Raw genomic sequence first — 7,972 nt, 5'->3', positions numbered from 1 at the left:
ATTGATGCAGCAAACACCAACATCAGCAATGTTGCAGATGCGACCACAGCAGACCAAGCGGTGAACAAAGGCCAATTGGATGCAGTAACAGCAGCAGCGGATGGCAAAACTGATGCATTGGGCAACAGCACGGCCAACAACTTAGGTGGTGGTGCAACATACAACAGTACGACAGGCGCAGTGACAGCACCGACCTATAGCGTGAATGGCACAGACGTGAACAACGTAGGTGCTGCGATCAGTGAATTAGACAAAGGCTGGAACTTGGCAAGCAATGGTGCCAATGCAGGTGCAATCAAAGCGGGCGATACGGTAGATATCGGTACAGCAGCAGGCGAAACGAATTTACAAGTTGCGAAGAGTGGCAACACAATTCAATACAGCTTAAGCCGTGACCTTGACCTTGACAGCGTGACCACAGGTAACAGTAAGCTCGACAACAGTGGCTTAGTGATTACAGGTGGGCCAAGCATCACGACAGCGGGCATTGATGCAGCAAACACCAACATCAGCAATGTTGCAGATGCGACCACAGCAGACCAAGCGGTGAACAAAGGCCAATTGGATGCAGTAACAGCAGCAGCGGATGGCAAAACTGATGCATTGGGCAACAGCACAGCCAACAACTTAGGTGGTGGTGCAACATACAACAGTACGACAGGCGCAGTGACAGCACCGACCTATAGCGTGAATGGCACAGACGTGAACAACGTAGGTGCTGCGATCAGTGAATTAGACAAAGGCTGGAACTTGGCAAGCAATGGTGCCAATGCAGGTGCAATCAAAGCGGGTGATACGGTAGATATCGGTGTAGCTGATCCAACAGATAGCAACTTAACAGCAACTAAGACAGGTAATAATGTTGCATTTGCTTTAAGTAAAGACTTGACTTTGGATAGCGTAACGACTGGTCAAATAGCAGTTGGAAATGTTGCTATCGATAGTACGACAAATACTATCAAAGGCTTAAGTAATAAAGACTTAACGGCTGCTGACTTTGCAACTCAAGGTCGTGCAGCGACTGAAGAACAATTACAACAAGTAATTAGCAACAATATTACAGAAGTTGTTGATGGTAATGGTAATAAAGTCAACATTATTGATCAGGTTGTAAATACTCAACCAGACAATAAAAATCAGGACTCTTTGTTCCTTACTTATGATAAGCAAGGTCAAGAAACGACTGATCGTTTGACGATTGCTCAGACTGTTCAGAAGATGAATACAGAAGGTGTGAAATTCTTCCATACCAATGCAGACACTTCTAAAGGTGATTTAGGTACGACAAATGACTCAAGTGCAGGTGGATTGAACTCAACTGCAATTGGTGTCAACGCGATCGTTGAAGCGGGTGCAGATAGTTCTGTTGCACTAGGTCACAACACGAAAGTTGCTGGCGCTCAGTCAATTGCGATTGGTAACGGTGCAGAAGCATTAGGTACTCAATCTATCAGCATCGGTACTGGTAACAAAGTGAATGGGGATCATTCAGGAGCAATTGGTGACCCAACGATTGTTGATGGCAGCAACAGTTACTCTGTGGGTAACAACAACCAAGTATTGACAGACGATACCTTTGTACTTGGAAACAATGTAACTCAAACAGTTGCTGGTTCAGTTGTTTTAGGTACGGGTTCGGCAGCGACTACAGGTGCTGATGTTGCAGGTTATACATTGTCAGCAGCAACTACAGCTGACAAAACTGCAATTAGCAACACTACATCTACAACTGGTGCAGTCGCAGTTGGTGATGCTGCAAATGGTATCTACCGTCAAATTACTGGCGTTGCGGCTGGTACAGCCGATGCAGATGTAGTTAACGTTGCTCAATTGAAAGCTGTCGGTAATCAAGTGGTTGAAACACAAACTGCACTTGTAGACAGCCTTGGTGGTAATGCGAAGGTAAATGCTGATGGTACGATCACAGGCCCAACTTATAATGTGGCTCAAGGTACTCAAACTAACGTTGGTGATGCATTAACAGCACTTGATCAAGCAATTGGCAATGCTGCAACCACGTCTAAAACAACAGTGTCAAATGGTGAAAACATTGTTGTGAATAAGACGAAAAATGCAGATGGTTCAGATAACTATGAAGTTTCAACTGCTAAGGACTTAACAGTCGATTCTATTGCAGCAGGTGATACTGTTCTGAACAATTCAGGCATTAACATTGGTAATAATGCTGTTGTATTAAACAACACTGGTTTAGTAATTGCAGGCGGTCCGAGTGTAACAACACAAGGAATCAATGCAGGTAATAAACAAATTACCAATGTTGCAGCAGGTACGAGTGCTACAGATGCTGTGAATAAGGGTCAATTAGACACAGCGATTAGCAATGTAAATAACAATGTTAATGAGCTTGCGAATAATGCGGTTAAATACGATGACGCAAATAAAGACAAAATCACATTAGGTGGTGCTAATGGCACAACCATCAGTAATGTAAAAGATGGTGAAGTTGCTCAAGGCTCTAAAGATGCTGTGAATGGCGGTCAGTTGTGGAATGTTCAACAACAAGTGAACCAAAACACAAGTGATATTTCTAACATCCAAACCAATATCGACAATATCAACAGTGGTAAATCTGGTCTTGTTCAACAACAAACACCAAATGGTGAAATCACAGTTGGTAAAGATACTGGTGGTACTACAGTAAATGTTGCAGGTAAAGATGGTGATCGTGTTGTAACTGGCGTTAAAGATGGTGCAATCAAAGCAGATTCTAAAGATGCGGTAAATGGTTCACAGTTGAATACAACGAACCAAAAAATTGTTGAGTATCTTGGTGGTGGAGCTGGGTATGACAATATTACGCAAAGCTTTACTAATCCTACATATAACGTAGGTGGTAAAGATTACAACAATGTTGGTGGTGCAGTAGATGCTTTAAATAAAGCAGATCAAGCATTGAATACCAAAATTGACAATGTAAGTAATCGTCTAGAGCAAGCGTTCTACTCAACAAACCAACGTATTGATGATGTAGAAAAACGTGCGAATGCGGGCATTGCGGCGGCAATGGCTTTAGAGACAGCACCATTCGTACCAGGTAAATATACGTATGCAGCAGGCGCTTCTTATCATGGTGGTGAAAATGCAGTGGGTGTGACCTTACGTAAAACTGCTGACAATGGACGTTGGTCAATCACAGGTGGTGTTGCAGCAGCATCACAAGGTGATCCAAGTGTACGTATCGGTATCAGCGGTGTAATCGACTAATTCATTGTCGAGGAGAGTCATCTGACTCTCCTAGCTTCCAACAGATTAAGAGAGTAAAAAATGAAAAATATGATAAAAGCATTAGTATTTGGGATGGTTTCTACGATAGCAATCACTGCAATTGCAGATGATGAAGTGGTTGTTCAGCAAGAGGAAATTAAATTTCCTACGGTTGAAAAAAGTTACCTTAAACAAGTACAGCGTTATGAATATGACAATGTTGCACGCTTAGATACAGGTTTAACTAAAGACCAAATTCGATATATTTTGGGCAATCCTCAATTTAGCGAAGGGGTATTTTTTGTCAAAACGTGGAACTATGTGTTAGATATTCGCCAACCAAATAGCCAAGATTATTTACGTTGCCAATTACGCGTAGACTTTGATAAAAAAAATCTATCTGAGCGCTTATTCTGGAAAGGGGAGGCTTGTGAAGGTTTAATGGCTTGGGGTGCAAACAATCAAGTACCAAATGATACGAATTTAGCTGGAGCAAGATCAGGAAGCGTATTCTTTGCATTTGATCGTTCAAATGCAAATGCAATCGAACAAGGTTCAAGTTCTGTGGCGGCAATTGCCGAGCGAATTAAGCAAAGCAATTCAACAGGTCCGATTACAGTTGCAGGGTTTGCTGATCCATTGGGTAAATTTTCATACAACCATCAACTTTCAGCTCAGCGAGCGAATACAGTAGCGAAGCTTTTGGTAAATGAAGGCATTGATGTAAATCGCATTCAAATCCAAGCCAATAGCCAAACTGATTTATACCAACAATGTGCTGGTAACAAAGCTAATAATCGTCTTGTTGGCTGTTTAGCTCCAAATCGACGTGTGAATGTTAGTTGGTAATTTATGTATCTGGAGAGTGTTTATAACTGTGCTATATTATCAAACGATTATAGTATAATAATCTTAAGAATGAACACTCTTCTGTTTATTATAAAGCAGCTTTTAAACACCTACAGTCAAGGTAGGCTGAAGTGAATAGTGGACTGCACCCAGTACCCTAGACATTGAAGTAGCTTCATTTTGAAGCTACTTCAATGTGAACCGTACCGGGTTTGTCGGAGACTTTTTTATTTAAGTTAGGCCACCTAACCTAACGGGTTAATCTTATCATAGTACATTGCTTCAAACTCAAAAGGCGATACATAACCCAGTGCACTGTGTACACGCTTTTTATTGAACCAATCTACCCAGTTTAGTGTCGCAAGTTGTACATCTGCTAAACCTTGCCAATCTGCTTTTAGATATTCAATCACCTCTGTTTTGTATAAGCCATTCACTGTTTCAGCCAAAGCATTATCGTATGAATCACCAGTCGTACCGACTGATGCTCGTAAATTTGCAGCTTCTAAACGATTGGTATAGCGAATGGAAAGATATTGCACACCTCTGTCGGAATGATGAATCACATTCTTTGGCATGCCTCGATCGTGCAATGCTTGCTCAAGTGCATCGAGTACCATATCTGTATTCATCCGTGTAGATACTTTCCATCCAACAATTGCTCGTGAGAACACATCAATAATAAAGGCGGTATAGACCCAGCCTGAATTTGTTTGAATATACGTAAAATCACTTACCCACAGTTGGTCAGGTCGATCAGCATTAAAATTACGTTTCACTAAATCATCTGCTCGTTTTTGGTCATCTCGGTTACGAGTAGTTTGTTTATTCTTACCACGCCAAACACCTTGTATACCTAACTTCTGCATCAATCGAGCAACTGTACAACGTGCAATAACATAGCCTTCACGTTTCAATTGTTGCCAGACCTTACGCACACCATATCGACCTGAACTTTCTTTCCAAATTCGTTGAATTTGTTCAGCATGATGCTCATCATGTAGATCTCGTTTCGCTCGATGTTCTGGATTGTCAGCAAGATCTAAAGTTCGGTAATAGGTTGAAGCTGCGATCGGTGTGTGAGAGTAAAAAAGTATCATACTAGGTTACTCTTAACCCTTTGATTTTAAATGGTAAGACCTAAGCTAAAAAAATAAAGACTCATACTGAAGCAATCCAACATGACCAACTAATTTTTTTTAAAGTAATAAAGTTTCATACTTATATGAAGCTTTAGGCTCAATGAGTTAATTTCATCTTATAAGTCTTATAAAAATTAAATAAACAAAAGATTACTTTGTAAGGCAGAAAACATTCTAAATTGGAATATCAATCGAATTAAAAGGATACTATTGGAAAATGAAAAAAACTTATATTCTTGCTTTGTCTTTATCTTTAATAACAGGACAGTTATACGCTGCTGATAGTAATACTGCTTCTCCTGAACCTGTAATCACCTATAATGCTTCTGTTGCTAATTCAATTGACAATATTGCTGAAAAGTTACGTGAATTTCAGAATAAAAACCCTGATGCTAGTGAAGCTGAATTAAATGAATATGCCGATTCTTTATTGAAAACAGAAGTAGTGCAAACTCCTGGGCGCTCATCCAGAGCTACAATTTCGTCTGTATATACCGATATGGACGGATATATAAATGGTTATCTAAATGCTCAAGAACAAGCACTTTATAATGCAAACCGAGCTAAGGGTTTACTATGTATCGCAAATGCCAAAACTGCTATAGATCTTACTAAAGCGAGATATGTAAATACTAGTTCAGTTATGCATAATGGAAATGGTGATGCATTTAGACATGCTGTTTGGAACTTTGGCATGACAATAGATGTGGGAGCCGATTTTGCAAAAAAATGGAGTGATGCACATGAATTCGGTTCTACAGGACAGCCTGCAACAGAACGGTCTATGGATATTTATAATAACTCGATAGGTATCAGTTTAGGGAAAAACAATCCTACGACGCTTTTACAATCATCATTTGCGAGTTTAACTCAAGCTCAAGTACGGGCAGGAAGATTGAAAATCATATCAAATGGGAATTTGGTATGGTCAAATTCAGTCGGTGAAAAATAAAAAAATTAGGATTTATAAGGTGGAATGTCTATGACTTTTAATAAAGGTATTTTATTAGGTGCTGCGAGTATATTTATAGTGGCTTGCTCACCTATGGAAAAAGATAATGGAACTATCACCGTAAATAACAAAACTGATAGTCCCGTTTATAATGTTAATTTTAAGTATGAAACATCAAAAAAAGTAGATGTTATTGGTGATTTAGCACCAAATGCTTCATATAAATATCAAATACAGTATTCAGATACTGAGGATTCAATAAGTATTAATTATACGGACAAAGATAAAAAACTTCATTCTGAGTCTGTAGTAGCATATTCTGCTAAATATGATAAAGAAAATCTTATATTTGATATCAAATAGATATATCAAATTAATTTAAAAAACCACTGGAAAGTGGTTTTTTGTAGAATTAAAAAATTTATGGATAATAGAATATTAAACACTATTACTTAGTATGAAACTTTTTTACTCTCATACATAAGCACTTTTTAAAGGAAACTTTATCGACTCAAATCTCTATTTGCAACAGTGCCGTTATTCACCGGTTTTTAAATAACGGTATACCGCTTGGCGACTAATTCCAAATGCCTGACCTAATGCCATTTTTGAAGGGTATTTCCCTTCATTCCATGCTTGTCGTAAAGCTTCAGCTTGATCAGGCTTCAATTTATGTACCCGGCCTTTGTACTTCCCTTGAGCAGAGGCTAATTTAATTCCTTCCTTTTGCCGTTCTAAAATGATCTCACGTTCGAACTGGGCAAAAGCACCCATCAATTGCAGCATCAAATTATCCATCGGGGTAGATTGAGCGGTAAAAGTAATATTTTCTTTTACAAACTGGATGGCGATCCCTCTTTTAACCAGTTTATCTACTTCAGTGACCAAATCTTTCAGGCTTCGCGCAAAACGATCCATGGAATGTACTATCACCCTGTCCCCTTCCCGGACATAGTTCAACATTTCTTGAAATTTCGGTCGGTCGGTATTTTTACCTGAAGCACGATCAACAAAAATCCGGTCGACTTCAGTTCCCTCAAGTTGACGTCCCGTATTTTGCTCGACCGAACTCACCCGGACATAGCCTACTTTTTGACCTTTCATTCTTTTATGCCCCAATTGGATAAAAATGAACAATTTCGTAAATTATAAATCTTTAATATCAAAGTTACATGTTACATATGGTTAAAAATCATTTAAATGTTACATGGTTTTAAGAACTTTTATAATGTTATCTTAGGGTATAGTCTAATATTACAAATATCAATAAGAAGATACTTTGATTTTTAAATCTCTGAGCAAAATCATTTACAAACTCACATACACAAAGTATGTTTATAAAACACAAAACTGAACCATAGTTTGTGTTCTCTAGTGGTTAATGGTAATGATTATTACCATTAGTGAAGCGCCCAGTTTTTCAAATTGGGCGTTTTAATTAATAATTAAAATTCAATAAATTTCATTTAGTTAAATTAAAAAATACTGAATAAAATGACTACGCATTCTTGTTCATAGTCTATCACTCATTCCTTCTTCCAATAGCCCATCAATAATTAAATTACATGGCTAATTTTGCAAATACCTTCAGTTTTAATGGAAACACTAGAAAAGATTCAATATAAGTTTAGCAAGACAAAACTGGTACTTGGAGCAAGTATGCTACCCAATAGGACATGGAAGATGACCAGAGATAAGTTGACGCATAACTACTTTAAGTGGGATCAACTCTGGGTTGTGAAATAGAGATGATCCCCTATTAAATGCACAATTATAGTTTCTAATTAGTTTTAATTTAGTTTCA

The 7,972-nt window shown here is 38.6% G+C and carries 5 protein-coding genes and 2 pseudogenes; 5 read left to right on the top strand and 2 right to left on the bottom strand.

All coding sequences use genetic code 11. From position 1 onward, the window contains the following. Both HJG58_RS17105 and tpgA read left to right on the top strand, forming a co-directional pair. A partial coding sequence (locus HJG58_RS17105; protein ID WP_442866114.1) for a YadA-like family protein occupies positions 1-3,225 on the top strand: 3,225 nt, incomplete at its 5' end. A 60-nt stretch (positions 3,226-3,285) separates the two neighbouring features. Beyond that, positions 3,286-4,074, top strand: a complete 789-nt coding sequence (tpgA, locus tag HJG58_RS17100) for a trimeric autotransporter adhesin/peptidogylcan-associated protein TpgA (protein ID WP_068558565.1) — start codon at positions 3,286-3,288, stop codon at positions 4,072-4,074. A 245-nt stretch (positions 4,075-4,319) separates the two neighbouring features. On the opposite strand, the pseudogene HJG58_RS17095 reads toward tpgA, so the two are convergent. Beyond that, positions 4,320-5,150, bottom strand: a pseudogene (locus tag HJG58_RS17095) (IS3 family transposase); the annotation flags it as partial. A 283-nt stretch (positions 5,151-5,433) separates the two neighbouring features. On the opposite strand from HJG58_RS17095, the gene HJG58_RS17090 reads away from it, so the two are divergent. Together HJG58_RS17090 and HJG58_RS17085 are read left to right on the top strand one after the other, a co-directional pair. After that, a complete protein-coding gene (locus HJG58_RS17090; RefSeq protein ID WP_071211297.1) occupies positions 5,434-6,168 on the top strand; it encodes a DUF6973 domain-containing protein in 735 nt (244 codons plus the stop codon). 30 nt (positions 6,169-6,198) lie between these two features. Next, entirely contained in the window at positions 6,199-6,531 is a 333-nt protein-coding gene (locus HJG58_RS17085) for a hypothetical protein (RefSeq protein ID WP_005253224.1), read from the top strand. Between the two features lie 174 nt (positions 6,532-6,705). Here the strand turns inward: HJG58_RS17085 and HJG58_RS17080 are convergent, their stop codons facing one another. After that, on the bottom strand, positions 6,706-7,272 hold the full coding sequence (locus HJG58_RS17080) for a recombinase family protein (RefSeq protein WP_004282045.1): 567 nt from the start codon (positions 7,270-7,272) through the stop codon (positions 6,706-6,708). Positions 7,273-7,761: 489 nt separating this feature from the next. On the opposite strand from HJG58_RS17080, the pseudogene HJG58_RS17075 reads away from it, so the two are divergent. Further along, positions 7,762-7,914, top strand: a pseudogene (locus HJG58_RS17075) (DUF4113 domain-containing protein); the annotation flags it as partial. Positions 7,915-7,972 lie beyond the last annotated feature (58 nt).

The organism is Acinetobacter geminorum (assembly GCF_013009345.1).
Taxonomy (GTDB): domain Bacteria; phylum Pseudomonadota; class Gammaproteobacteria; order Pseudomonadales; family Moraxellaceae; genus Acinetobacter; species Acinetobacter geminorum.
Note: the sequence above shows the minus strand (reverse complement) of the source record. Positions and strands in the feature narration are given on the sequence as shown.

Bases quoted from the DNA above. Each gene is read 5' to 3' on its own strand.
- HJG58_RS17090 (WP_071211297.1), top strand. From the start codon at position 5,434: ATGAAAAAAACTTATATTCTTGCTTTGTCTTTATCTTTAATAACAGGA.
- tpgA (WP_068558565.1), top strand. From the start codon at position 3,286: ATGAAAAATATGATAAAAGCATTAGTATTTGGGATGGTTTCTACGATA.
- HJG58_RS17085 (WP_005253224.1), top strand. From the start codon at position 6,199: ATGACTTTTAATAAAGGTATTTTATTAGGTGCTGCGAGTATATTTATA.
- HJG58_RS17080 (WP_004282045.1), bottom strand. From the start codon at position 7,272: ATGAAAGGTCAAAAAGTAGGCTATGTCCGGGTGAGTTCGGTCGAGCAA.